Annotated in this window: 24 protein-coding genes and 1 pseudogene; 10 read left to right on the forward strand and 15 right to left on the reverse strand. The window is 70.1% G+C overall.

Going from position 1 to position 23,549, the window contains the following annotated elements:
* Positions 1 to 40: 40 nt before the first annotated feature.
* Genes ligD through ABD798_RS01115 form a run of 3 tightly spaced genes read right to left on the reverse strand, consistent with a single transcriptional unit; the run spans position 41 to position 2,399 of the window.
* Entirely contained in the window at positions 41 to 1,006 is a 966-nt protein-coding gene (gene ligD / locus ABD798_RS01105; RefSeq protein WP_344870518.1) for a non-homologous end-joining DNA ligase, read from the reverse strand.
* A 43-nt stretch (positions 1,007 to 1,049) separates the two neighbouring features.
* Entirely contained in the window at positions 1,050 to 1,721 is a 672-nt protein-coding gene (locus tag ABD798_RS01110; protein ID WP_344870519.1) for a hypothetical protein, read from the reverse strand.
* Positions 1,722 to 1,769: 48 nt separating this feature from the next.
* Positions 1,770 to 2,399: a hypothetical protein gene (locus ABD798_RS01115; protein ID WP_344870521.1), complete on the reverse strand. Its 630-nt coding sequence runs from the start codon at positions 2,397 to 2,399 to the stop codon at positions 1,770 to 1,772.
* A gap of 164 nt (positions 2,400 to 2,563) precedes the next feature.
* Between ABD798_RS01115 and ABD798_RS01120 the strand changes: the two genes are divergently transcribed.
* Positions 2,564 to 3,355 (forward strand): class I SAM-dependent methyltransferase, encoded by a 792-nt coding sequence (locus ABD798_RS01120; RefSeq protein WP_344870522.1) that lies wholly within the window; start codon positions 2,564 to 2,566, stop codon positions 3,353 to 3,355.
* Here the strand turns inward: ABD798_RS01120 and ABD798_RS01125 are convergent.
* Positions 3,322 to 4,224, reverse strand: coding sequence for a LysR family transcriptional regulator (locus ABD798_RS01125; protein WP_344870523.1), 903 nt, complete (start codon positions 4,222 to 4,224; stop codon positions 3,322 to 3,324). The genes ABD798_RS01120 and ABD798_RS01125 overlap by 34 nt on opposite strands.
* Positions 4,225 to 4,296: 72 nt before the next feature.
* Here ABD798_RS01125 and ABD798_RS01130 point away from each other — a divergent pair, with 72 nt between their 5' ends.
* A complete protein-coding gene (locus ABD798_RS01130; RefSeq protein ID WP_344870524.1) occupies positions 4,297 to 4,686 on the forward strand; it encodes a RidA family protein in 390 nt (129 codons plus the stop codon).
* A gap of 16 nt (positions 4,687 to 4,702) precedes the next feature.
* Entirely contained in the window at positions 4,703 to 5,053 is a 351-nt protein-coding gene (locus ABD798_RS01135) for a hypothetical protein (RefSeq protein WP_344870526.1), read from the forward strand.
* A 181-nt stretch (positions 5,054 to 5,234) separates the two neighbouring features.
* Here the strand turns inward: ABD798_RS01135 and ABD798_RS01140 are convergent, their stop codons facing one another.
* Entirely contained in the window at positions 5,235 to 6,485 is a 1,251-nt protein-coding gene (locus ABD798_RS01140; protein WP_344870527.1) for a hypothetical protein, read from the reverse strand.
* Positions 6,486 to 6,588: 103 nt separating this feature from the next.
* Between ABD798_RS01140 and ABD798_RS01145 the strand changes: the two genes are divergently transcribed.
* Both ABD798_RS01145 and ABD798_RS01150 read left to right on the forward strand, forming a co-directional pair.
* On the forward strand, positions 6,589 to 9,450 hold the full coding sequence (locus tag ABD798_RS01145; protein ID WP_344870528.1) for an AfsR/SARP family transcriptional regulator: 2,862 nt from the start codon (positions 6,589 to 6,591) through the stop codon (positions 9,448 to 9,450).
* 36 nt (positions 9,451 to 9,486) lie between these two features.
* Positions 9,487 to 9,894 carry a class I SAM-dependent methyltransferase gene (locus ABD798_RS01150; protein ID WP_344870529.1) on the forward strand — a complete coding sequence of 136 codons (408 nt, stop codon included), beginning with the start codon at positions 9,487 to 9,489 and terminating at the stop codon, positions 9,892 to 9,894.
* 24 nt (positions 9,895 to 9,918) lie between these two features.
* Here ABD798_RS01150 and ABD798_RS37165 read toward each other — a convergent pair.
* Positions 9,919 to 10,521 (reverse strand): annotated as a pseudogene (locus ABD798_RS37165) (AfsR/SARP family transcriptional regulator); the annotation flags it as partial.
* 105 nt (positions 10,522 to 10,626) lie between these two features.
* Between ABD798_RS37165 and ABD798_RS01160 the strand changes: the two are divergent.
* Complete coding sequence (locus ABD798_RS01160; protein WP_344870531.1) at positions 10,627 to 10,974, forward strand: DUF6247 family protein; 348 nt, start codon at positions 10,627 to 10,629, stop codon at positions 10,972 to 10,974.
* A 319-nt stretch (positions 10,975 to 11,293) separates the two neighbouring features.
* Here the strand turns inward: ABD798_RS01160 and ABD798_RS01165 are convergent, their stop codons facing one another.
* From ABD798_RS01165 to ABD798_RS01185, 5 genes are all read right to left on the reverse strand, one after another.
* A complete protein-coding gene (locus ABD798_RS01165; protein WP_344870532.1) occupies positions 11,294 to 12,289 on the reverse strand; it encodes a zinc-dependent alcohol dehydrogenase family protein in 996 nt (331 codons plus the stop codon).
* Complete coding sequence (locus tag ABD798_RS01170; protein ID WP_344870533.1) at positions 12,289 to 13,125, reverse strand: carbohydrate ABC transporter permease; 837 nt, start codon at positions 13,123 to 13,125, stop codon at positions 12,289 to 12,291. Before ABD798_RS01170 ends, ABD798_RS01165 begins: the two co-directional genes overlap by 1 nt.
* Complete coding sequence (locus tag ABD798_RS01175) at positions 13,125 to 14,072, reverse strand: carbohydrate ABC transporter permease (RefSeq protein ID WP_344870534.1); 948 nt, start codon at positions 14,070 to 14,072, stop codon at positions 13,125 to 13,127. Before ABD798_RS01175 ends, ABD798_RS01170 begins: the two co-directional genes overlap by 1 nt.
* Before the next feature lie 8 nt (positions 14,073 to 14,080).
* Positions 14,081 to 15,430 (reverse strand): ABC transporter substrate-binding protein, encoded by a 1,350-nt coding sequence (locus ABD798_RS01180; RefSeq protein ID WP_344870535.1) that lies wholly within the window; start codon positions 15,428 to 15,430, stop codon positions 14,081 to 14,083.
* A 68-nt stretch (positions 15,431 to 15,498) separates the two neighbouring features.
* Positions 15,499 to 16,260 (reverse strand): DeoR/GlpR family DNA-binding transcription regulator, encoded by a 762-nt coding sequence (locus ABD798_RS01185; protein WP_344870711.1) that lies wholly within the window; start codon positions 16,258 to 16,260, stop codon positions 15,499 to 15,501.
* A 449-nt stretch (positions 16,261 to 16,709) separates the two neighbouring features.
* On the opposite strand from ABD798_RS01185, the gene ABD798_RS01190 reads away from it, so the two are divergent.
* The 3 genes from ABD798_RS01190 to ABD798_RS01200 all read left to right on the forward strand — a co-directional run bounded on the left by ABD798_RS01190 (position 16,710) and on the right by ABD798_RS01200 (position 20,470).
* A complete protein-coding gene (locus ABD798_RS01190; protein WP_344870536.1) occupies positions 16,710 to 17,876 on the forward strand; it encodes an FAD-dependent oxidoreductase in 1,167 nt (388 codons plus the stop codon).
* Positions 17,877 to 18,650: 774 nt separating this feature from the next.
* On the forward strand, positions 18,651 to 19,010 hold the full coding sequence (locus tag ABD798_RS01195) for a hypothetical protein (protein WP_344870537.1): 360 nt from the start codon (positions 18,651 to 18,653) through the stop codon (positions 19,008 to 19,010).
* 107 nt (positions 19,011 to 19,117) lie between these two features.
* Complete coding sequence (locus ABD798_RS01200) at positions 19,118 to 20,470, forward strand: carotenoid oxygenase family protein (RefSeq protein ID WP_344870538.1); 1,353 nt, start codon at positions 19,118 to 19,120, stop codon at positions 20,468 to 20,470.
* On the opposite strand, the gene ABD798_RS01205 is transcribed toward ABD798_RS01200, so the two are convergent.
* The 3 genes from ABD798_RS01205 to ABD798_RS01215 are packed head-to-tail and all read right to left on the reverse strand — an operon-like array spanning position 20,385 to position 22,072.
* Positions 20,385 to 20,810 (reverse strand): MerR family transcriptional regulator, encoded by a 426-nt coding sequence (locus ABD798_RS01205; protein WP_344870539.1) that lies wholly within the window; start codon positions 20,808 to 20,810, stop codon positions 20,385 to 20,387. The two genes, ABD798_RS01200 and ABD798_RS01205, sit on opposite strands and share 86 nt — an antisense overlap.
* Before the next feature lie 16 nt (positions 20,811 to 20,826).
* Positions 20,827 to 21,564, reverse strand: coding sequence for an SDR family NAD(P)-dependent oxidoreductase (locus ABD798_RS01210; RefSeq protein ID WP_344870540.1), 738 nt, complete (start codon positions 21,562 to 21,564; stop codon positions 20,827 to 20,829).
* Between the two features lie 46 nt (positions 21,565 to 21,610).
* A complete protein-coding gene (locus ABD798_RS01215; RefSeq protein WP_344870541.1) occupies positions 21,611 to 22,072 on the reverse strand; it encodes a GNAT family N-acetyltransferase in 462 nt (153 codons plus the stop codon).
* Between the two features lie 88 nt (positions 22,073 to 22,160).
* Between ABD798_RS01215 and ABD798_RS01220 the strand changes: the two genes are divergently transcribed.
* Complete coding sequence (locus tag ABD798_RS01220) at positions 22,161 to 22,916, forward strand: endonuclease/exonuclease/phosphatase family protein (RefSeq protein WP_344870543.1); 756 nt, start codon at positions 22,161 to 22,163, stop codon at positions 22,914 to 22,916.
* A 209-nt stretch (positions 22,917 to 23,125) separates the two neighbouring features.
* Here ABD798_RS01220 and ABD798_RS01225 read toward each other — a convergent pair whose 3' ends face one another.
* Positions 23,126 to 23,539: a hypothetical protein gene (locus ABD798_RS01225; protein ID WP_344870544.1), complete on the reverse strand. Its 414-nt coding sequence runs from the start codon at positions 23,537 to 23,539 to the stop codon at positions 23,126 to 23,128.
* Between the last annotated feature and the right edge of the window lie 10 nt (positions 23,540 to 23,549).

Genomic DNA, 23,549 nt, shown 5'->3' on the forward strand with positions numbered 1-23,549 from the left:
CCGCTCGTTGTTCCCGAAGCCCGGGCTGGCTCTCGGTGTTCTAGGACTCGGCCTCTTCGGCGGCGCGGGCCTTGGCACGGCGCTTGCCCTCGTGCATGGCCTGCACGCGGGCGACGGGGATGGTGCGGCCCTCCGCGACGAGGTCGGCGGGCAGGCGTTGCGGCAGGGGGAGCTCGTCGGTCCACGGGTCCGGATCGCCGAGCGAGTCGAGCACGGTCCGCATGGTGAAGTCGGCGGGCGTGACGCGGTCGAGGTCGTTCCAGGACAAGGGGAACGACACCGTGGTGCCGGGACGCAGGCGCGGGCTGTACGCGGCGACGACGGTGGCTCCACCGGCCCTGGTGGAGTCGAGGAACACCTTGCCCTCGCGGTCCTCGCGGATGAACGCCGTGGTCGCGAGCACCGGGTCGATGCGCTCCGCCCGCGCGGCCACGGCCCTGGTCGCGGCGGCCACGTCGTCGACCGGGGAGTGGTCGTCGACCGGCACGAAGATGTGCACGCCCTTCGACCCGCTGGTCTTGACGGCGCCCGTCAAGCCCGAGTCGGCGAGCGCCTGCTTGATCAACCGCGCGGCCTCGACCACGAGCCGGAAGTCACCGCCCTCCGGCGGGTCCAGGTCGAGCACGAGGTGCGTCGGCCGGTAGATGTCGACGGAGTGGCCCAGCGTCGGGTGGTACTCGACGGCGCGTTGGTTGGCGAACCACAGCAGCGTGCGCCGGTCGTCGCACAGTGCGTAGGAGATCCGCCGCTTCGACGCTTCGGCCCACATCGAGGTGGTGCGCACCCACTCCGGCGTGTACTTCGGGACGTTCTTCTGCATGAACGGTTTCTGGCCGCGCAGCACGCGCATCACCGACAGCGGTCGATCGCTCAAGTGCGGCAGCAGGCGCTCGCGCACCCCGTCGAGGTAGTCGACGAGATCACGCTTGGTCGCATCCGCTCCGTCGAACAGCGGCTGGTCCAGATTGGTCAGCTTGACCTCGTCGCGCACCTCTTCAGCGGCCATCGGCACACCATGCCCACCGAGCCCGCTGGAGGCAACCGCAACTTCAGCGCGGCGAGCGCGCGAGCAGCACGATCAGGCCCAGCACCACGCGCACGCCCAACTCGGGATCGTGGATGTGCACGAGGTGGCAGGAGGCCTCCGGCGCGGCGTTCACGTTGGGTCCGTCGGTGAACATGCCCAGCACACTGCCCACACCGGGGCCGTCCGACATGGCTGTCGCACCGATCTCGTGCGTCCACCCAGAGCCTGGCTTGCCGGTTCCCGGGTCCGCCTCGTCGACGGGTTCGCTCTCCACCGTCAACGCGAGCGTGCCGCCGACGTGGAAGTCGTAGTCGACGAACCGTTCGTCGTACTCGACGAAGGGGATGTTGGCGAGCAGCTTGCGCCACAAGCGTTTCCCCCGTCGGCGCTCGCGGCCGACGTAGCGGCGCCCGTCCTGCTCGACGACCTGGTGATCCCGGAACGTGCGCGTCCAGTAGACGCCGAGCAGCTCGTCCGCGGGGCCGCGCGCCTCTTGCTTGGACAGCGACTTGCCGTGGGTCTCCCTGAGCCGGAACAGCAGGCCGTTCTCGTCGCTGAAGGACGTGATGGGCGTGGTCTCGTCGCTGCCGTCCGACCGGGCGACATCAGCGCCGTCCGCGCCGGACTCGTCCACCTCGACGACCTGGAAGTGCCCCTCGGCCGAGCGAACTCGCAAGCGCCGCACCGTGATCACGACGCAAGCCTAGCGAGCTTCGCGGTCGCGCACGTGGCATTCGCGACATCAGCGCGGAGAGCGCGCGAGCAGCACGATCTGGCCCAGCACGACGCGCACGTCCAGCTCGGGGTCGTGGATCCGCACGAGATGACAGGAGAAGTCGGGCACACCGTAGAAGTTCCCGCCGCCGCTGAAGGTGTCCAGCGCGATGTCCAGGCCGACGCCGTCCGACATGGCAGCCGAGCCGATGTCGTGCGTCCAGCCGGGCCTGGGACTGCCGCCCTCGTCCTCCTGCGCTTCCTCCGGCTCGGCAATCGCTTCGTGCTCCACCGTGAACGCCAGCTCGCCGCCGATGCGGAAGTCGTAGTCGAGGAACCGCGACTCGTAGGAGAAGAGCGGGAGGACGGCGAGCAGTTTGCGCCCCACCCGCCTCCACCGTCGTCGCTCGCGGCCCACGTAGCGGCGCTCACCCTGCTGGATGACGCGCAGGCCCCGGATCGCGCGCGACCAGTAGAGCGCGAGCAGCTCCTCCGCCGGGCCGCGAGCCTCGTTGCTGAACACAGCCTTGCCGAGGACGCTCTCCTTGAGCCGGAAGAGCGGGCCGTCCTCGTCGCGGAAGGACACTGCGGGCGAGATCCGATCGGGGTGTGTGACCGATCGGGCGATCTCGGCGCCGTCCGCGCCGGAGTCGTCCACGTCAACGGCGTGAACTTGTCCCTCTAACGAGCGAACTCGTAGGCGCCGCACCACGTTCACGACGGCAGCTTAGTGCGCCGCGCTCGAACGGCGTGGCACTTCGCCGATCGTCGAAGGGCTTGCACCCGCCGCTAAGTTGTGGGGCGACTCGTGGGGAGGACAAGGTGGCGGACGGCGGTGCGGCCGCGAAGCGCGCGGCGATGTACGGGGAAGTGGATCTCGGCTCGTTCGAGCTGTTCTCGGGCAACTTCATCAACTACGGCTACTGGGAGTCGGTCCCGCTCGGCCGCGAGATCACCTTGGAGGAGCGCACGCGGAGCCAGGCCGCGCTCTACCGCAAGGTGGTCAGCGGGCTGGAGGTGAAGAAGTCCGACGCGGTGCTGGAGGTCGGCTGCGGCATCGCCGTCGGCACCGAGCTGACGCTGCGCGAGTTCCGTCCGGCCTCGCTGGTCGGGCTGGACTTCTCCGACGCGCAGCTCGCCCGCGCCCGCGCGGTGCACGGCGACCTGCTGGACCTGCGCGAGGGCGACGCGCTGAAGATGCCCTTCGAGGACAACAGCTTCGACAAGCTCTACAGCGTCGAGGCGGCCCAGCACTTCGAGGACCTCGGGGCCTTCGCGGCCGAGGCGCACCGCGTGCTGCGCCCCGGGGGACGGCTCAGCCTGGCGACGTTCTTCGCCACCACCGAGGAGTCCCCGCGCGAGCTGGCGAAGCTGATCGAGACCATCGACGACGAGATCGACTTCGCGGTGCCCATCAAGCGGTTCTGCGCGGATCTCTGTGACGCGGGCTTCGCTGAGGTCAACGTGGAGAGCATCGGCGACAGCGTGTGGCTCGGCTTCGATACGTGGGTCGCGCAGACGCGGTACCACGACTCCTGGGGCCGCAATTGGCTTGAGGCGTACCGCCGCGGCCTCGCCGACTACTTCGTCGTGACCGCGAGCGCCAAGAACTGATCCAGCAACGGGTTCTCGTCGGCTGAGCGCCAGCACACCGCGACGACGGTGCGCGCGGTGCCGGGGTCGAGCTTGCGGTAGACCACGCCGCTGAGCCGCATCCGCCGCACGCACTCCGGCACGACGGCGACTCCCATGCCCGCCGCGACGAAGGCGCACGCGGTCTGCCACTCCACCGCCCGCTGGCCGATCCTGGGCTCGACACCGTTGTCGCGGAACAGGTTCACGATGCGGTCGTGCACGCCCGCACCGGCCTCGCGCGGCAGCAGCACGAGTTCTTCCTCCGCCAGCGCGGAGATCGGCACGGCGCGGAGCTCGGCCAACGGGTGGCCGGTCGGCAGCACGGCGACGAAACCCTCTGACAGCATCGGTTCGCACGCGAGGCCGGGCTCGGCGGCGACCTCGACGACCTCGCGGACGAAGCCGACGTCGATCACCCGCTCGCGCAGCGCGGTGACCTGAGGCGTCGTGGTCATCTCGTGGATCTCGGTCCGCACAAGGGGAAACCGCTCGCGATAGGCGCGGACGAGGCCGGGCAGAATGGTCAGCGCGAGCGATGCGGCGAAGCCGATGCGCAGTCGCCCCACCTCGCCCGCGCCCGCGCGTCGCGCCGCGGTCAGGCCGGATTCGGCCGCGTCGAGCGCGCGCCGTGCGGCGGGCAGCAGTTCCGCTCCGGCCGGGGTCAGCTCGATCCGCCCGGGATTCCTGGTGAACAGCGGGAAACCGACGCGTTCCTCCAGCCTGCGGATCTGCTGGCTCAGCGGTGGTTGCGCGATGCCCAGTCGCTGCGCCGCGTGGCCGAAGTGACGCAGTTCGGCGAGCACCACGAACGCGTGCAGCTGGTGCAGCGCCAGCTCGGGGCGAGTCATACTTCCAGAGATATCACGCGTGGCAAGTGATGGTATTGGACGTATAAGTGCTGCTCACCTAGCGTGCTGCGGGTGACGAACCGACGAGTGGTCCGCAGTGCATCGCGCTTCGAGGACGAGATCGGCTACGCCCGCGCCGTGGTCGTGGACGGCTGGGTGCACGTCTCCGGCACCACCGGCTTCGACTACGCGACGATGACGATCTCCGAGGACGTCGTGGAGCAGGCCGAGCAGTGCCTGCACAACATCGGGGCCGCGCTCGCCGAGGCGGGGTGTTCCTTCTCCGACGTGGTCCGCGTGCGCTACCTGCTGCCCGACCGCGCCGACTTCGAACCGTGCTGGCCCGTGCTGCGCGGCCGTTTCGCGGCGGTCCGGCCCGCGGCGACCATGCTCGTGTGCGGGCTCGCCGACCCCCGCATGAAGATCGAGATCGAGGTGGACGCGCGCGTTCCGGCCGCGTGAGGGCTACCGTCGAGGCATGAGCTGGCGTGAGATGCCGTCGCCGGCCACGCCCCAGGTGTGGTTGGCCGTGGAGGACCGGGGCGTGGTGCGCGCCGACCTGGTGATGGCCGTGCGCGTGGACAAGGAGCACCCGCCCGCCGGGACCACGGTCCTGGCCGCGCACCGGTTCGTGGTGCTGGCGCGGCTGCTCGGCGATCCCGGCGAGGAGTACGTCATCGGCCGCGCGGAGAGCCACGAGGCCGCCGAGCAGCTGATGACCGCGCTCCTGGCGGAGATCTCCTCCGCGCTCGGCGGCCCCAAGGACGGCCTGATCGAGGTCGGCCCCACCGGCCCCAAGCTCGTCCGCTTGGCCAAATCCCGCCCCTGACCCGCGCTCGCCCGAGTACCCGAATGACTCATTCAGTGCGTTGAGGTAGCTGAATGACTCATTGAGGGCGCTCAAGTACCTCAATGAGTCATTCAGGGATCAAGGGACGTTGAGCAGGCCGCGGCGGCGGTGTCGAGGGGTGCGGTGTTGGGGGCACCGCGTACCGCCGCCGCGGCGGGGTTCAGGGCTTGCTGGCGGTGATGTAGTAGGTGCCGCCCCACTCGCTGTCGTCGTTGGTGTAGCCGACGCCCATCGCGCGGTCGGTGCCCGGGACGTGGGCGACGCTGAGGACCTGGCCGTCCTTGCCCGCGAGCACGGCGGGCTGCTCGTGGCTGGTCCACGCCCTGCCGTCGAAGCTCGCGTACTGGCTGATGTTGCTGCCCTGGCTCGGCCAACCGCCCGCGACCATGGCGCTGCCGTCCGCGCTCACCGACAGGTCGTTGATCTCGGCGAGGCCGCGGTCGGTCCACTCCGTCCACGCCTTGCCGTCGTAGCGGTAGCCGGTGGTCAGCGTGCCGTCGGTGTAGAGCGAGCGGCCGGAGACGTAGACGGTGCCGCCCATCGTGGTGATCTGGTCGGCGTTCCAGCCGTTGGGGAACTCAGCGGTGACCGGCAGCTCGCTGAGCGTCCACGCCTTGCCGTCCCAGTGCGCCGCGTAGGGCGTGTCCTTCTCCGGAGCGAGGAAGGCGCCGGAGATCCACACGTCGTCGGCGTTCTTGCCGGTCACGCTGAACACCGCGCTGGGCTTGGCGGTCAGCTGCGCGGGCAGCTCCAGTCGCTGCACCTTGCCCCCGGCGTAGCGGTCCAGGAACGGCGTCTGCTCCGACGGCGCGCCGGTCTCCGGATCGGCCTTCTGCTCGAAACCCGCCGCCAGCGCGTGATCGCCGATCCGCTCCAGATCCGTGACGAGCGCGCTCTTGTCCGCGCCGGGCTCAGGCGCCGCGACCGAGGTCCACTGCTGCCCGTCCCAGTGCGTGAGCACGTACGGCGTTCCCGCAGCCACCGCCTTGCCCGCTTGGAACCGGCGCTGTTCGTCACGGTACGGCAGCGGGGAGTGCGGCCGGGGTGAGCGCGTGGCCTTGCGTGCTTCCGGCGCGGCGACGGGGACTCCGGTCGCCCACGCGTCAGTCCCGCTGACGGCGGCGACCTGGCTCAGCGACGCGCTCTTGCCCGCGAGGTCGCCGATGGCGGAATCGGCCCACTTCGCGCCGTCCCACCGCCGGATGTGCGCGGTCGTCTTGCCGCTGCCGTGGTCGGTGTGGTCGCCGACCGCCCAGCCGCTGTTCGGCGCGTCGAAGTCGACTCCGGTGAGGAACTTCCCGAACTCCTTGGACTGGTTGTCGAGTGCCACCCACGGGTCCCCGGGGGTGGCGAACACCGCCCCGGCGAGTGCGACGACGGACAGCAGTTTCGAGATGCGCGGCAGGGGCACGGCGCGGTCCTTTCACTCCGGGAACCGAGATCCGCGACGCTAAACGCCTGCCATACTCGCTTTATACAATCTGATTGGAGCCGAGCAGCATTAGGCTTGAGCCGTGGGGACATGGACTCATCCGCCGCGGTACCGGTTGCTGGGAACGCTCGAAGTGCGCGCGGAGGACGGCTGGCGGGTGTTGCGCTCCGGGCGGCAGCGCACCGTGCTGGCGCTGCTGATCGTGCACGCCAACCGATTCGTCTCGTCGAGCAGGCTCATCGACGAACTGTGGGCTCAGCGCCCGCCGAACTCCGCGGCCAACGCGTTGCAAGTCTTCGTGCACCAACTGCGTCAGTTCCTTGGGGACGGGGCACTGGCGACCAAGCCCGGCGGCTACCTGCTCAGCGTCGCCGACGGGGACGCGGACACGATGCGCTTCGAGTCACTGGTGCTCGCCGCGCGCGCCGCCGTTGATCGCGGTGAGCACCGCAAGGCGCTGGCCCTGGTGGACGACGCGGTCGCGCTGTGGCGGTCGCAGCCCTTCTCCGATGTGCCTGAGGGCGAGGAGTTGGCGGCCGAGCACGTCCGGCTCGACGAGCTGAGCTGGTCGGCTCGGCAGTACCGGGCGGATGCGTTGCTCGGCACGGGGAAGTTCGCCGAAGCTGTCGGCGAACTGCGCGCGCTGACCACGGAACAGCCGCTCAACGAAGGACATTGGGTGCGGTTGATGGCCGCGCTGTACGGGGCCGGGCGGCAGGCCGACGCGCTGGAGGCCTACCGCGCGGCGCGGGAGATCCTGGTGTCCTCGCTCGGGGTCGAGCCCGGGGAGGCGTTGCGCGAGCGGCACGCCCAGATCCTCGCTGCCGTGCCCATCGGCGAGATCGTCAGCGTTCAGTCCACTTCGGACGGTCCGGCGGAGCTGCCTGCCGGGACGACCGTGCTGACCGGTCGCGAGCGCGAGCTGGAGCGGCTCGCCGAGGTCTTCTCCGGCCCCGCGCCGCTCGCCGTCGTCTCCGGGCAGGCCGGGATCGGCAAGACCGCGCTCGCCGTCCACTTCGGACACTCCATTGCGGACAGGTTCCCGGACGGTCAGCTGTTCGTGGACCTGCGCGGCCACGGAGAACTGCCGCCGATGGCTCCCGCGGAGGCGATGGGCCGGTTCCTGCGCGCGCTCGGTGTGGAGCCGGAGTCGGTGCCCGCCGACCCCGACGAGGCGTCGGCGGCGTTGCGCAGCAGGCTCAAGGGCAGGCGCGTGCTGCTGGTGCTGGACAACGCGGGCGACGCCGAGCAGGTCCGGCCCGTGCTGCCCGGCGAGACCGGCTGCGGCGTGCTCGTGACCAGTCGCAGCAGCCTCGGCGGACTGGTCGCGCTCAACGAAGCGCGTCCGATCGCGGCCGGAGTGCTCGACGCCGAGCAGTCGGTTCTGCTCGTGCGCCGCATCGTCGGCTCCGCGCTGATCGACGCCGATCCCGTTGCGGCACGGGAACTCGCTGAGCAGTGCGCCGGCCTGCCGCTGGCGCTGCGAGTGGTCAGCGCGCACCTGCTGCTGCACCCCGGCCTCGACGTCGCGGGCATGGTGGCCAGGCTGCGCGCGGGCCGGCTCTCCGAGCTGGCCATTCCCGGGGACCCGCGAGCCGCCGTGCGATCGGCGTTCGCGCTGTCCTACTACGCGTTGCCCGAAGCGGCGCGGGTGTTGTTCCGCCGCCTCAGCGTGATCCCCGGGCCGACGTTCGGCACCGATGCCGCCGCGTGCCTCGTCGAGTCCGATGTGGACGGTGTGCTCGCGGTGCTGGTGGAGGCGCACCTCGTCGAGGAACCCCGGCCCGGCCGGTACCGGATGCACGACCTGCTCCGCGAGTTCGCCGCCGAGCTGGCCGCTCAGGTCGACGACACCGGAGCGCTCCGGGAGACGCTGTCGCTGTGGTACCTGCACGCCGTGTGCGCGGCGGTGTCGGCGGCCATGCCCGGACAGCTGGCGGCCATCGAACTGCCCTCCTTGACGGCAGCCGTCAAGGAGCCGGAGTTCGCCGACGCGGCGAGCGCCAACGCCTGGCTCGGCACGGAGGAGGAGAACGCGGTCGCGGTCGCCCTCGCCGCCGGGGCCAGCGAGCTGACGTGGAAGATCGCGCTCGCGCTCGTGCCGCACCTCGACCGCGCCAAGCACTTCAGGGCCCGGCTCGAGGTCGCCGAGGCCGGGCTCGCCGCCGCCCGCGCACTCGGGGACGCGCACGCGGAGAGCCGCATGCTGAGCAACCTGGGCCTCGCCCACCACGGCGCCAGCCGCTACGACGAAGCCACGCGCTACCAACGGGAATCGCTCGCGGTCGCCGAGGCCGCCGCCGACGAGCGCGGGCAGCTCGTCGCGCTCGGCAACCTCGCGATGGCGCTGGAGGAGACCGGGACGCTGGAGGAGGCCGAGGGGTGCTACCGGCGCTCCCTCGCCATCGCCGAGCGGCGCGACGAGCCGGGCATCACCGCGCTGGTGCTGCACAACCTGGGCATCCTGCTGAAGCTCGCCAAGCGCTACGAGGAGTCGATCGAGGTGCTGGAGCGTGCCATCGGCACCTGGCGGGAGCTGGGCAACGACTGGGCCGAGGCGATGGCGCAGAGCATCGTCGGCGACTCCCTCGACGGGCTGGAGCGGCACGAGGAGGCCATGCGCGCCTTCGCCCTCGCCGAACCCACGATCCGGGAAGCCGGTGATCCGCGCGGGGCGGCGCGCTGCGTGCGGGGCGTCGGGACCGCGCTGCGCAGGCTCGGCAGGTACGAGGAATCGCTCGAGCACCTGCTGCGCGCGCTCGCCGAGTTCGAGGAGAGCGGCGAGGAGTACGGCATCGCCTCCACGAACGTCGAGATCGGCCACACGCTCGCCGAGCTGGGCAGGCGCGCGGAAGCGATCACTCGGTGGCGTGCGGCGCTGGCGTGGCTGGAGGAACGCGGGATGCCTGAGACCGAGTCCGTCCGGGAGCTGCTCGGCGCGTGAGATCTCCTTGCCATCGCCGGTTCCTAGCTTGGCGGCATGGGGGACAACCGGACAGTTGACGAGTTCGTCAGAGCGTTGGGCGGCAGCGTGCTCAGGGCGCGTGAGCTTCCCGGCAAGGGGCGTTTCGACGTCGTGCTGCTGGCGCAGGGCATCTGCGGTGCGGCCAGCACGCAGAACCGGATCGAGGTGCTGCGCCAGGCGCGGGCCCGGCTCGCCGACGGTGGGCGCGTCGTGCTGGAGACCTTCGACCACGCCGAGCACCACGTCGCCGTGCTCGACGTGATCGCCCGCATGGCCGGGCTGCGGCTGCTCGACCGCTGGGCGGCTCCCGGTCCGAGCCTGGTGTCCGTCTACGGCCTCGCCGCACACGGTGCACGACGGCGCCGCCGGTTCTGGGGCTTCTCCGGCAAGTACCCGCAGGTGCAGCCGTTGGAGCTGCGCTGACGGATCGATGCCCAGCTCCTCCGCGAGCGCCGCCCGCAGCTCCGCGTACACCGCGAGCGCTTCCGCCTGCTCGCCGTTCGCGTGCAGCGCCGCGATGAGCCGCCCGTGCAGCCGCTCGCGGAACGGATGCGCCCGCGCCAGCTCGCGCAGCTCCGGCAGCAGGGCTTCGTCGGAGTTCTCCACCGCCACCAGCCGCATTTCTTCCAGCAGCGCCGCTTCGGCCTCGATCCGCCGCCCCGCCGCGCCCGCCAGCGCCGGTCCCGACCACAGCTCCAGCGCACGCCGCACCGCGCGCTCTCCGGTGAGGCGGCGGAACTCGTCGAGGTCCAGTTCTCCTTGCCCCACAACGATTCGGTACCCGGACGCTTCGGTGACGAGCCGTTGCGCGCCTCCTTCTTCGGCGCTCGCGAGGCTCCGCCGCAGCCGCCACGCGTAGGTCCGGACCGTCGCCACCGCCGTCGGCGGCACGTCCTCGCCCCACAGCGCTTCGATCAGCGACTCCACCCTGACCAGCCGGTTCGCCCGCAGCAGCAGTGCCGCCAGCACCGTCGCCTGCTTCGGCCCACCCAGCCCCGGCCGCCCCGCCGACCCCTCGACCCCGATCGCACCCAGAACGCGAAAACGCATGGTCAGAGCCTCGAAGAGCGGCCTTAACCGCCACTTAACCGGCTGCGTCCCACGCACGTCCGGGCGAACGTGTCGGCAAGTGCCCGTTGCCCAGGCAGAAGCGCTGTGAGTTTCGCGCTGCTCGGCGGCAGGATGTGCCGCGACGAGCTACAGGAGGATGGGATGACGGGCGAGAAGCACGTGGAGGTGGCGAAGACCGGCCCGGCGGTCTGGGCGGCGCTCAGCGGTGAGACGCGCACGGCCTTCGAGGACGAGTTCCGTGCGGCGCTGGAGAAGACTGCCGAGGACTACGACGTCGAGCGACTCTCGGCGGTCGTCATGGCGTGGTGGCCCGCCGCTTGGGGCGTCAGCAACCCGGACCCGGAGGTGGACGCCGCGATCGCGCGCTACCGCGCGGGAGACGAGTCCAGTCTGAGCCCGGCTCCGATCTACGACGAAGGTGAGCCGTCGTGACCTACGAGGTGATCATTGCCGAGGTCGCCAAGGCGACGTTGACAGCGCGCCAGCCGCTGCGAAGGCCGCCTTCGAACGGAAGCGTCGGCAGTTGGTGAACGATCCGCATAGAGCGGGGCGCTACATGCCGAAGGAAGATCTCTACTACGGCGACGTAGGAAGCCACGGAGTCGTCTGCTACACGGTTCACGACTGCGTGGTGCGAGTGGTCGTCTGGCGGGTTCAGTTCTACTGAGCCCTTGAGCCGCAAGGGAAAGGGCTCGCGGTCGACCCCTGGGGGTAGGTCGGACCGCGAGCCCTATCCGTGGAGACCGGGTGCTCACGCCCCCGGCAGGACCTGGATCTTGCGGCCCTCGCCGCGCTTGAAGGCGTCGAGGGCGGAGACGTAGTCGCCCAGCGGCAACCGGTGGCTGATGAAGATCTCCGGGTCGAGCGCGCCCGCCGCGAACAGGTCGGCGGCGCGTTCGAAGGAGTGGAGCACGGCCATCGAGCCGGTGATCGTGATCTCCTGGTTGTAGATCTTGTACGGCTCGATGGTGGCGCGCGCGGAGTAGTCGGACACGCCGAACTGGAGGAAGGTCCCGCCCTTGGCGACGCGGCCGAGGCCGTCCTGGATGGCCTTCTCGTTGCCGGTCGCGTCGATCACCACGTCCCAGCCCTCCGGCCGGTCCAGCTCGTCGGCGCTGGCGGCGGCGGCGGTGCAGCCGAGGCGCCGCGCGGTCTCCAGGCGCTCGGGGTTGACGTCGATCATCTCGATGCTGGCCGCGCCGGTGAGCTTGCCGAGCTCCAGCATCATCAGCCCCATGGTGCCGGAGCCGTAGATCACCACGCGGCTGGCCAGCTGCGAACGCAGGATGTCGTAGCCGCGCACGGCGCAGGACAGCGGCTCGATCAGCGCTGCGTCCTCGGTGCGCACGTGATCGGGGAGCTTGACGCAGTTGGCCACCGGAGCCACGGCGTACTCGGCGGCGCCGCCCGCGGTGGTGACGCCGATCGCCGCCCACCGCTCGCACAGGTTGTTGCGGCCGACGCGGCAGTAGCGGCACTCGTGGCAGTACAGCGACGGGTCCACCGCGACGCGGTCGCCGATGGCCAGCTCGGTGACCGCGCTGCCGATCTCCACGATCTCGCCCGCGAACTCGTGGCCGGGCACCACGGGCAGCGTCGGCGCGAACTCCCCTTGCAGGATGTGGAGATCGGTGCCGCACAGCCCGCAGGCCGAGACCTTCACGACGACCTGGCGCGCACCCGGAGCGGGGTCGGGCACCTCGGTGACCTCGACCTCGCCGGGCGCGGTGATGACGGCGGCTCTCACTACTTCACGGCTCCTAGCGAAAGGCCCTGGACGAGCTTGTCCTGGGCGGCGAATCCGGCGATCAGCACGGGCAGCGACACGATCGTCGCCGCCGCGCACATCTTGGCCAGGAACAGGCCCTGGCTCGTGACGAAGCCGGTGAGGAACACCGGCGCGGTCCCGGCGACGACACCGGTCAGCACGCGGGCGAACAACAGCTCGTTCCAGCTGAAGATGAAGCAGATCAACGCGGTCGCGGCGATGCCGGGGACGGCGACCGGCGCGACGACCCGGCGCAGTGTGGTGATCAGCCCGGCGCCGTCGAGCGCGGCGGCCTCCAGCATCTCCTTCGGGATCTCCGCGAGGAAGGAGCGCATCAGCCACACCGCGATCGGCAGGTTCATCGACGTGTAGAGCACCACCAGGAACGAGATGTTGTCCAGCAGGCCGCTGTACTGGGCGATCAGGTAGATCGGCAGCAGACCGGCCACCATGGGCAGCATCTTGGTGGTGAGGAAGAAGAACAGCACGTCGGAGGTCTTCTGCACGGGCCGGATCGACAGCGCGTAGGCGGCGGGAACGGCCAGCAGCAGCACGAGCACGGTGGAGCCCACGCTCGCGCTGACAGAGTTGATCAGCGGTGGCCACGGGCTCTGGCCGGTGCTGGCGCCGAAGAACTCCTCGTAGCCCTGCAACGACAGGCCCGCGAACAGCGACGGCGGGTTGGTGGCCGCGTCGGACTCGGTGTGCAGCGAGGTCAGCACCATCCACAACACCGGCAGCACGAACAGGATGCCGGAAAGCCAAGCCAGTGCGCCCCAAGGCTTCCAGGACCGCTTCATCAGCGTCGTGTTCATCACTTGGCCTCGTCTCGGAGCAGGGAGGACACCGCGCGCAGGGCGAAGCTGGCGATCAGGATGGAGCCGATCACCACGACGACACCCGCTGCGGACGCCTGGCCGTAGTCGTGCGCCTGGTAGAAGGTCTGGTAGATCGTGTACGGCAGGTTCGCCGTGCCGAGCCCGCCCGAGGTGATCGTGAAGACCGCGTCGAAGTTCTGCACGATGTAGATCGAGCCGAGCAGCCCGCCCAGCTCCAGGTACTGGCGCAGGTGCGGCAGCGTCAGGTAGCGGAAGACCTGGAAGCCGCTGGCGCCGTCGATGAAGGCCGCCTCGACCGCGTCCTGCGGGCGGCTTTGCAGTCCTGCCAACAGGATCAGCATCATGAACGGCGTCCACTGCCAGACGAGCGCGGCGATCACCGCGGTCAGCGGCATCGTGCTGATCCAGTCCGGCTGCGCGGCGCCCTCACCGAAGATCCACTTGAGCACGCCGTTGAACAGCCCGTACTCCGGGTTGTAGAGCGCGTGCTTCCACAGCAGCGCCGCGGCGACCGGGACCACCAGGAACGGCGCGATCATCATGGTGCGCACCAGGCCCCGGCCGCGGAACTTGCGGTCCAGCAGCAGCGCGATGCCGAGGCCGAGCACCAGGCTGATCAGCACGACGCTCGCGGTCAGCAGCACCGTGGTCAGCACCGAGGACCGCAGGTTCGGGTCGGTGATCACCGCGATGTAGTTGTCCAGCCCGGCGAAACCGCGGTTCTCCGGAGCCAGTGAGTTCCACTGGGTGAAGGAGATGATCAGCGTCGCCACGAACGGCAGCTGGGTCACGGCGATGGTGAAGATCAGCGCGGGCAGCAGCGGCGCGCGCCTTGCCCAGCGCGCGGCCGAGCTGAGCCCCCTCGGCGGCTTCGGGGGCGCTTTCTTCGGCGGCGTCTGCACGGAGGAGACGGTGGTGACCATGGGAACTCCTACCCCTTCCGGTATTTCGCCGCGACCTTGTCGGCCAGCCGCTGTGCCGCGCGCAGTGCGTCCTCGACGGAGCCGCGCCCGGCGATGGCGGCGCTGACCTCCTGGGAGACCTGCGTGCCGAGGTTGGTGAACTCGGGGATGCCGACGAACTGGATCCCGTTGGCGGGCCTGGGTTGCAGCCCGGGGTCGCGCGGGTTGGCCGAGGAGATCGCGATCTTGGTCTGCTCCGCGAAGGACCCGGTCTCCTTGAGGTACTCCGGCCGCTCGTAGGTGGAGGCGCGCTTGCCGTCCGGAATGCTCGACCAGCCCTTGGCCAGGCCGACGACGCGCTCGTAGTCCTTGCCGGAGGCCCAGGACAGGAACTTCCACGCCGCCTGGTGCTTCTTGCTGGCCTTCTGCACGGCGAAGGCCCACGTGTAGAGCCAGCCGGAGCTCTTGGTCTTGACCACCGGCGCCTGCGCGAAGCCGAGCTTGCCCTTGACGGGGGAGTCGGCCGCCTCCAGCAGCCCCGCCGCCGAGGTGGCGTCGTACCACATGGCGACCTTGCCCTGGGTCATGTTGTTGAGGCACTCGGCGAACCCGGCCTGCGGGGCACCGGCCTCACCGTGCTCGCGCACGAGGTCCACGTAGAACTTGGTGGCCTCGACGAACTCCGGCGAGTCGACCTTCGCCTGCCAGTCCTTGGTGAACCAGGTGCCGCCGAAGGTGTTCACCACGGTGGTCAGCGGCGCCATCAGCTGGCCCCAGCCGGGCTGGCCGCGCAGGCAGATCCCCTTCATGCCGGGCTCGGCGCCGTCGGCCCTCGCCGCGGCCTCCGCGACCTGCTGCCAGGTCGGGCGCTCCGGCATCGTGATGCCCTTCGCGGCGAAGATGTCCTTGCGGTACATGAGAAAGGAGGACTCGCCGTAGAACGGCTGCGCGTAGACCTTGCCGTCGGCGGCGGTCAGCGACTGCCGGATCGGCTCCAGCACGTCCTGCTGGTCGAAGCCGGGATCGGCGGCGATGTGGGAGTCCAGCGGCTCCAGCCAGTTGTTCTTGGCGTAGATCGGGACCTCGTAGTTGCTCAGCGTCGCCACGTCGTACTGGCCCGCCTGGCTGGTGAAGTCCTGGCTGATCTTGTCCCGGACGTCGTTCTCCGGCAGCACCGTGTAGTTCACCTTCACGCCGGTGCGCTTGGTGAAGTGCTCGGCGGTCAGCTTCTGGATGTCCAGCATCTGCGGGTTGTTGACCATGAGCACGTTGATCGACTCGGGGTCGTCCGGGTCGCCGATGCCCCCGGCCCCCGCGCAGGCCGTCGTGCTCACCGCGATGGCGAGTCCGACGGCGGCCAGCCGCGTGAATGACGTCATTGTCTTTCCTTCCGGGCAGGGCGGAGCGAGGGCCGTCCGCGCGCGGCGGCCCCGTGTGCGTGCGGTTCCTAGGTCCTGATCACCTTCGGCCCGAGCGCGGCGTAGCGGTGCGCCTCCGCCGGGGTGAGCGTGCTGTCGGTGATGATCGCCTCGAAGTCGGGGACGGCGGCGAAGCGGCTGAAGCTGGCGACGCCGAACTTGGTGTGCACGCCGACGAAGATCCGCCGCCGCGACACCTGGGCCGCCTGCGCCTTCACCGCGCTGACCACCGGGTCCGGCGTGGTCAGCCCGTGTTCCCGCGAGATGCCGTTGGCGCCGAGGTAGGCCAGGTCGATGACCATGTCGGCGAGCATCCGCAGCGCCCAGTGGTCGACCGTGGCCAGGGTGCGTCCCCTGACCCGGCCGCCGAGCAGCAGCACCGTGGTGGACGGTGAGGTGGACAGCGCCGCCGCGGTCGGCAGCGACGCGGTGATCACGGTCAGCGGCCGGGACGTCGGCAGCGCCTCCGCGATCAGCTGCGGGGTGAAGCCCTCGTCGATGAAGACCGTCTCGGCGTCGTCGAGCCGCTCGGCCGCCGCGCGGGCGATCCTGCGCTTCTCCGGGACCATCGACGCGGAGCGGAACTCCAGCCCGGTCTCGAAGCCCGCGCTCTCCACCGGGAACGCGCCGCCGTGGGTGCGGCGGACCAGGCCGTGCTCGCCGAGCGCGCGCAGGTCCCTGCGCACGGTCTCGGGGGCCACCGCCAGCTCGGAGGCGATCTCCATGACGTCGACCTTGCCGTCGGCACGGGCCTTGGCCAGGATCCGGCGCTTGCGCTCCTCGGCTTGCATCTGCACGATCCCTCCGCCCCCGTGACCGTTCGGACTTCGGCACTGCCCGTTCGGGCTGGGGATAGGTCTAACACCGGGTGCGGTGTGTGGCCAGTGCCACACCCGCTTCGGTGACGCCCGAATTCTGCCCGGTTCGTGAGAGCGCTACCAGGCTTGATCAGGCATCTGATGCCGCGGGTGGCGACCGCGCTGCCCGTACCGCGCCGGTGCTCCGCCCGTTCCGCCCGATTCCTGGTCGTTTTCGCCCCACCCAGGCAAGCCCCGGCGCCACGATCGGGCCGTCCCGGTCACCCTCCGTCCGTTCCCGCCACTCGTTCGGCGGCACCGCACAGCGTCGTGAGGTGGGAAATAACCGGTCGTCGCACCTGGGCGACCGGGCGGCGTGCTCACCCGCCCGGGTTACGCCGATCTCGCTATGGTTTGCCGACCCCGCAAGAGAGGTGTCCGTGATGCAGCAACCGCCGCCGCAGCAGCTGGCGACGACGCACCCGGCCGAGAGCCAGCCCCGGCCGTTGCACGTGCTCGTCGCCGGTGGTGGGATCGGCGGGTTGTGCCTGGCCCAGGGCCTTGCCAAGGCCGGTATCGGCGTCACCGTCTTCGAGCGCCACGCCAGCGTGCGCGACGGCGACCAGGGCTACCGGATGGTCGTCAACGCCGACGGCGAGCGCGCGCTGCGCGACTGCCTCCCCGGCGCGCTCATCGAGCTGTGCGAGCGCTCCTCGATCGCTCCGGCCACGCTGATGACCTTCCTGACCACCGATCTGGAGCCCAAGTTCGCCAAACCGCTGCCGAGGGCGGACTCCGGCTACGTGCTGAACCGGCTGACGCTGCGCGAGATCCTGCTCGCCGGGCTCGGCGACCGCGTCCAGTTCGGCCGGACGCTCACCGGCTTCGACCAGGTCAGCGGCGGTCGCGTGCGCGCGCAGTTCGCCGACGGCCTCACCATGATCGGTGACCTGCTCGTCGGCGCCGACGGCACCGACTCGATCGTGCGCCCCCAGGTGGTGCCCGACGCGGAGTTCGACGTCGTCGGCTACTCGCTGCGCGGCCGGACCGTCCTGCGCCCCGACTCCGCGTCGTGGCTGCCCGACATCCTGGTCGACACCGTCTCCAGGGTGCTCGGTCCCGACGGCGCGTCCATGTCCGTCGCCACCTGCCGCGTGCGCCGCGTCCCCGGCCTGACCGCCGTCCCGGACTACCTGTCGTGGTCGATCTCGTTGCACGGCAACCCCGGCGGGCTGTCCCCGCACTGGGCCGCGCGCGACCTCGTCGCCGACTGGCACCCCGCGCTCCAGCGGATCATCGCCGAGGGCGATCCCGCCGAGACCGTCGGCATGCCGATGCGCATGGCCCGCCCCGTCGAGCGGTGGAGCGCCACCAACGTCACCCTCCTCGGCGACGCCGTGCACACCGTCCCGCCCGGTCGCGGCGAGGGCGCCAACATCGCCCTCCGCGACGCCGCCGTCCTGCGCCACCGCCTCATCGACGTGGCCCGCCGCCGCATCCCCCTCGCGCGCGCCAAGGCCGAGTACGAGAACGAGATGCTCGCCTACGCGTTCGCCTCCGCCTCGACCACCCGCACCACCAAGCCCTACGCCCCCCGAGCCAACCCCTGACGTTCGTACCCAATGTGACACATGTTGCGTCTGACGAAACAAATGCCACATTGGGTACACGACAACTGGGCGCACGTGGTCGCGGACTGAAACGAATTCCGCCCAGCCCACGATTCGGGCTCGCCTCCTCATGTGCGGCTGAGCGATGGTTGAAGTGGGGGTTCCCCCGGCGTGCGAAAGCCACCCTCGCCCGCTCAGGAGCGCCTGGCCTGACCGGCGTTTCCGCTCGTTGAGTCCCTGTGGCGCTGAGCCTGCTGGTGAACGGACGCGGTCCGGTCACGTCGGTGGAGCGGGTGTCTTCAAGACCGGCGAACCCCGCTCTTGATCATCGCTAACCGCCACCTACTTCTGCGCCCCAGGGGTTTGCTGTAGTTGGAGACCGCCAAGGTGGGGGTTTGGGGGTCTTGAAGACTGGCGAACCCGGTTCCGTTCGCCGGGCTGTTCCGTGCGTTGAAGCATCCCCGGGGTGCGCGCGAAGGGTGCGCGATGGGAAACGCTATCGCGATTCATTTTTCGGGCCATCCCGAACGTGTGCGCACCATGTCCGGCATTCACCGAATGGTGTGGCGGAGTGTGCTGAACTGCTGAAACGGGATGTGTGAGCGTGGGCCGCGGGCCGTCTACCTGCGTCTTCCGGCTGGCTGCGATTGGTTGAGTCGAAACTCGATCGAATTGGGTGCCGTGCTGGTGTGCATTCGTGTGGCTTCATTGTGACGTCGGATCACGGGGCTATCTCGGTCCCGGCATCACAGTGAGAGGGAAGTTATGCGCATCATGAAGGTCTCCCTGGCCGTTGGCGGCCTCATCGCCTCGGCGCTCATCGTCGGTGGCACCGCCGTCGCCAGCCCCTCGAACGCGGTGACCACCGAACTCGCGGCCAAGGCCGAGTGCTCCATCAAGGTCAAGGAGGGGCACTCCGCCCCGATCGTCGACGACCACGGTTACCCCGTCGGCCACGGTGTCCACCCGAAGCTCGCCGCGGGCACGACGGTGAAGTCCTCGTGCTCGAAGCTGACGATGCTGAACGGGCCGGGCAGGTACTGCGGTGGCAGCACCGACAAGCTGATCAAGCTCGCTGCGGGCGATTACTCGGGTCGGTACGTCCCGAGCGTCTGCGTCACGCACCGCACCTGAGTCGAGACGACGAGAGCGGGGCATCGGTCGCGGACCGGTTCCCCGCTCTTGTCGCGGCGCCGAAACGCTGTTACGGTTCATTCAAAACAGCGTTATGGAGGACGGCGATGACCCTCGCACCAGTGGAGAACCCCTACCTGACCGGGAACCAGGGGCCCGCCGACGTGGAGACGACGGCGTACGACCTGGAGATCACCGGAGCGCTGCCGCACGAACTGGACGGCCGCTACCTGCGGATCGGGCCCAACGCGATCGGCGACATGGACCCGGTGCACTACCACCCCTTCATGGCCTCGGGCATGGTGCACGGGCTGCGCCTGCGCGACGGGCAGGCGCAGTGGTACCGCAACCGCTGGGTCCGCGTGCCGAGCGTCAGCGGACAGCTGGGCGAGGTCCCGGTGCTCGGCGCGACGACGGCGGCGCACGACACGGCGAACACCCACGTGATCCGGCACGCGGGCAAGCTGATGGCGGTCTCGGAGGCGGGAGCGCTGCCGGTGGTGCTCGACGAGCAGCTGGCGACGGTGTCCTACAACGACTTCGAGGGCAAGCTGCCGCACGGGTACGCCGCGCACAGCAAGCGCGACCCGAACACGGGGGAGCTGTTCGCGGTCACCTACTCGGCGGCGGAGAACGGTGGGCAGCTCGTCGTGGTCGGCGCGGACGGCGCCGTGACCGGTGTCGAACGCATCGAGATCGACGACAAGCCGATGATCCACGACACGGCGCTCACCGCGAACCACGTGGTGATCTACGACCTGCCGGTGACCTTCAACCCGGACGCGGCGAAGCTGGGGTTCTACCCGTACGTCTGGCAGCAGGGCCGCCGCTCGCGGATTGGCCTGATGCCGCGCTACGGCACGAACGCGGACATCCGCTGGTTCGAGATCGAGCCGTGCTTCGTCTACCACACGGCCAACGCCTACGAGGACGGCGATCGCGTTGTCCTGGAAGCGTTCCGGCACGAGCGCGTGTTCGACTCGGCGTGGTGGAAGCCGCTTGAGGTGGCGCCCGCGCTGTGGCGCTGGACGTTCGACCTCAAGGCCGGAACCGTCCACAGTGAACAGATCGACGATCTCGCGGGCGAGTTCCCGAGGATCGACGAGCGCAGGATCGGCGCCGAGCACCGCTACAGCTACGGGGTCGCGCTGCACCACGGCGAGGTCGGCAACCTCGCCGGGCGCGGGATCGCCAAGCACGACCGCGTCGCCAAGACCACGCAGGTGCACGACTTCGGCCCGTCGCGCTTCGCGGGTGAAGCCGTTTTCATCCCGCGCGCCAACGATTCCGCCGAGGACGACGGCTGGCTGATGAGCCTGGTGCACGACGGCGAGCGCGACCGCACGGACCTGGTCGTGCTCGACGCGGGAACGCTCAGCGCGGAGCCGGTTGCCGTTGTGCACCTTCCGGTTCGGGTGCCCGCGGGCTTTCACGGCGAGTGGTTCCCGACGCAGGACTGAAGCGCCCCAAGGCCCCCAGCAGCCGGTCGCGCTGCGAGACCTGGGTGCTGATCCGCTGCTCCAGCACGTCGAGGCGCCGCCGAACCACGTCCAGCGCGGCGGGGGACGGCGGCGCCGCCAGCAGATCGCCGTCCAGGCAGCCGACGAAGAACTCCACGTCCTCCAGGGTGAGCCCGAAGTCCACCAGCAACCGGATGTTGCGCACTCGGTCCACAGTGGACTCCGGGTAGTCCCGGTAGCCGTTGGCGAGCCTGCGCGAGCTGATCAGTCCGGCCTCCTCGTAGTGCCGCAGCGCGCGGGGCGTGACCCCGGTCGCCTCGGCCAGCTCGCCGATCCGCATCGCCCCTCCAGCACGCTCACGCCACGACGGCACCGCCGTCCACCGGCAGCACGACGCCGGTCACGAAGCTCGCGTTCGGCGAGGCCAGCCCGGCGATCGCCCACGCTACTTCCTCGGCGGTGCCGACGCGCTTCAGCGGCGTGTGCTCCATCTGCCAGGCCCGCGTCGCCGCGCGCTGCTCGGGGGACAGGCCCTGGTGCTCGGCGATCGGCGTGTCGATCGCGCCGGGCGCCACGCCGACCACGCGGATGCCCTGCGGAGCCAGCTCGACCGCCCAGCTCCGGGTGAACGTGTCCACGGCCGCTTTCGTTGCCGCGTATACAGAACTCGTCGGCCAGCCGCGCAGCGCTACTGCGGTGGACACGTTGACCACGACCCCGTTGTCGCGGCGCAGGTGCGGCACGGCGGCCTGTGTCAGCAGGACCGGGGCGACGAAGTTCGTGGCCAGCTGCGCGGCGACGGCTTCCGGCGTGATCGAGCCCATCAGTTCGTTGCGGACGATCCCCGCGTTGTTCACCAGCACGTCGAGCCCGCCGAAACGCGCAACTGCCTCCGCCACGATCCGCTCCGGCGCGCCGGGGTCGGTGATGTCGGCGGAGACGGGGTGGATCGAGCCGTTGTGCGCGGCGACCTCGGCGAGCGGTTCGGCCCGCCTGCCGACGATCACGACGTTCGCGCCGTGCTCGGCGAAGTGCAACGCGGTGGCTCGGCCGATACCCGTTCCGGCCCCGGTGACCAGGACTGTTCTGCTCATGCCGACGATCGTCCAACCCTGCCGCCAACGACAAGGTCAAGCGCGATCAAGCACGGTCGAGCCGGAATGTCGCGAGATCGAGTCCGGGCGCCGGGCTGAAGGTGCCGGTGCGCACGAAACCCTTGCGCTCGTAGAGGGTGATCGCGGGCGCGTTGGCCGCCCCGGTCGACACGACGACCGGCCCGTCCTCGCGCAGCACCTCGTCGACGAGCGCGCTGGCCAGGCCCTTGCGGAACCAGTCCGGATCGACGCACAGCCGGTCGATGTCGACTTCTCCTTCGGCCGTGCGCTGCCAGGCCAGGAACGCGATCGGCGCACCGTCGGCAGTGACTGCGCCGAGCCAGCGCAGCGGTTCGGCGCGCATCTCCTCCAGCGTTTCGTGCAGCGCGGGAATCCCGTCGAAACCGATCAGCTCCGCCTCGACGCGGTAGGCGCGCAGCCCGATCCGGTGCACGGCCTCAGCCACTCGGCCGTCCGCCAGGTCCACCGCGCGCATTGTCCAGCTCACCGGAAAGTTCTACCAGCACAGAGCATGAAATTGCCAAAGATTCACGTTTGGGAGAGCATTCTCGTCACCACTTCACGCAGGAGGTCCCATGCGCACCCGGCAGATCTTGAGCGTCCTCGTGGCCACCCTCGCGGTCGGCGCGGCAACGACCCCGGCCGCCTCCGCCGCGACGCCGGTCAAGGTCCTCCAGCTCAACCTCTGCCACGGCGGCTCCGCCTCGTGCTTCACCGGCGACCGGGTGATGGCCAAGGCGAAGGAGGTGATCGCCTCGGTCAAGCCGCAGGTGTTGTCCCTCAACGAGAGCTGCTCCGGCGACCTCGCCCCGCTGGGCGCCGCGATGGGCGCGGTGAAGTCGCTGTTCGTCGCCGCCCGCCGCGACGGCAACCCGGTGAAGTGCAAGAACGGCCAGGACTACGGCAACGCGATCCTCGTGGTGAGCGCGCTCGCGGGCTCGTCGGCCGGGCAGAGCGGAGTCTTCACCCAGCAGGACAGCCGCTCGGAGAAGCGCAGCTGGGGGTGCCTGCCAGCCGGGCGGATCAGCGCGTGCACCACGCACCTGTCGGCGTGGGACGGCCCGGTCGCGCTCGCGCAGTGCAAGGAGCTGATGGGGCGCGTCGAGGGCTACGCGCGCACCGCGCCCGCGCTGTTCTCCGGCGACATGAACTTGCGCCACAAGGGAAATCCGGACGCGCAGGCCTGCAACCGCGCAGGCTTCTACCGCAAGGGCGACGGCGGCCTGCAACACGTGTTCGCCTCGACGAAGTTCACCTTCGTCAAGAGCTCCACGATGGGGATGGGCGGCACGACCGACCACCCAGCCCTCATCGTCGAACTCAGTTTCTAGGCGCTGTCCTGCAAGTCGTCAGGTTTGCAGGTCTTCAAGACCACCCAACCCCCGCCCCAGCCGTCTTCAACGACGGCAAACCCCGCACGGCCGCAGGGTTTGCGGCGGTTAGCGATGATCAGCAGCGGGGTTTGGTGGTCTTGAAGACACCCCAACCCCTGGCGGCACCGTGACCGGAACACGCAGCGCAACCACTTACAGGACAGGCGCTAGTGGGCCCACCTCGCCGAGCCGGGGGTCTGCACGGCCGCGTGGCCCGCCGAGCCGGTGAAGGTGGCCCGGTAGCCGTCGCTGGACTGGATGCTGACGAGGGTCCGCTCGTCGGTGATCTCGGCGGAGCAGCTCGCGATGCCCGACGCGGTGGTGACGGCCTCGCAGAGCGCGCCGTTGTCCCACGTGCTGGTGAAGGTGATCTTCTCGCCCGCCACCCGCTTGGTGGTGCCCTTCTCGGCGAGCGTCGAGGTCAGCGTGACCGTTGCCGCCCACAGTGGCTGAGAGCTGTCCCTGCTGAGGAAACCCTTGGTGGACAAGGAGGTCGGGACCGCTGCTGCGGCGGCGGGGGCGAGCACGGCGGTGGCGGCGAGGGTGAGACCGGTCAGGACGGCGGCGGCGGCGGAACGCACGGGGACTCCC

The sequence above is a fragment of the Allokutzneria multivorans genome (genome assembly GCF_039537405.1).
Classification (GTDB): Bacteria; Actinomycetota; Actinomycetes; order Mycobacteriales; family Pseudonocardiaceae; genus Allokutzneria; species Allokutzneria multivorans.